Below are 1,048 nucleotides of genomic sequence, written 5' to 3' on the forward strand. Positions count from 1 at the left end.
TTCTGTGTGTAACTCTGCAGGACAGCCCCATGCTTGATGCCAGCGAGACCCACATAATGAATACCAGCGCCACGCCCGCCGATGACGGGATCGCCGCAAAAGATGTCACCGTTACCTACCGCAACGGCCATACGGCGCTGTGGAATGCCAGCTTTTCCATTCCCCGCGGCACCGTCGCGGCGCTGGTTGGGGTGAATGGCGCCGGCAAATCGACCCTGTTCAAGGCGATCATGGGGTTTGTGCCGGCCGCGCAGGGCGAAATCCGTATCCTCGGCATTACTGTAAAGGAAGCTTTGCGCAAAAACCTGGTCGCCTATGTGCCGCAGTCCGAGGAGGTCGATTGGGCCTTTCCGGTGCTGGTCGAGGATGTGGTAATGATGGGCCGCTATGGCCATATGGGGTTCCTGCGCCGCCCCAAGGCTGCGGATCACGAAGCCGTCGATCAGGCCCTGCGCCGGGTCAACATGCAGGACTTCCGCCACCGCCAGATCGGCGAGCTGTCCGGCGGCCAGCGCAAGCGGGTGTTCCTGGCCCGTGCGCTGGCGCAGGACGGGCAGGTGATCCTGCTGGACGAGCCCTTTACCGGCGTCGATGTAAAAACCGAAGAGCAGATCATCGCCCTGCTGCGCGAGTTGCGCGAGGAGGGCCGGGTGATGCTGGTTTCCACCCACAATCTGGGCAGCGTGCCCGAGTTCTGCGACCGCACCGTGCTGGTCAAGGGCACCGTGCTGGGGTTCGGCCCGACCGAGACCACCTTTACCCGCGCCAATCTGGAACACGCCTTTGGCGGGGTGCTGCGGCATTTCACCCTGGGCGGTGATGCGCTGCATGACGACGGCGACACCCGTGAGGTCACTATCCTGACCGACGACGAGCGGCCCTTTGTCCAATACGGCGAAAGAACGCAGACCCGCGAGAGCCGGGAACAGGAATGATGGAATACCTGCTGGAGCCGTTCTCCTACGGCTATATGACCAATGCGATGTGGGTATCAGCCCTGGTCGGCGGCGTCTGCGCCTTCCTGTCGGCTTACCTGATGCTCAAGGGC

Annotated in this window: 2 protein-coding genes; both read left to right on the forward strand. The window is 62.8% G+C overall.

All coding sequences use genetic code 11. The annotated features are described in order from the left end of the window. Positions 1-29: 29 nt before the first annotated feature. Positions 30-935 (forward strand): manganese/iron ABC transporter ATP-binding protein, encoded by a 906-nt coding sequence (locus A2I95_RS41875; protein WP_281172003.1) that lies wholly within the window; start codon positions 30-32, stop codon positions 933-935. Next, a partial coding sequence (locus tag A2I95_RS41880; protein WP_291738149.1) for a metal ABC transporter permease occupies positions 935-1,048 on the forward strand: 114 nt, incomplete at its 3' end. The genes A2I95_RS41875 and A2I95_RS41880, both read left to right, overlap by 1 nt.

It is taken from the genome of Leisingera sp. F5 (assembly GCF_001593695.1).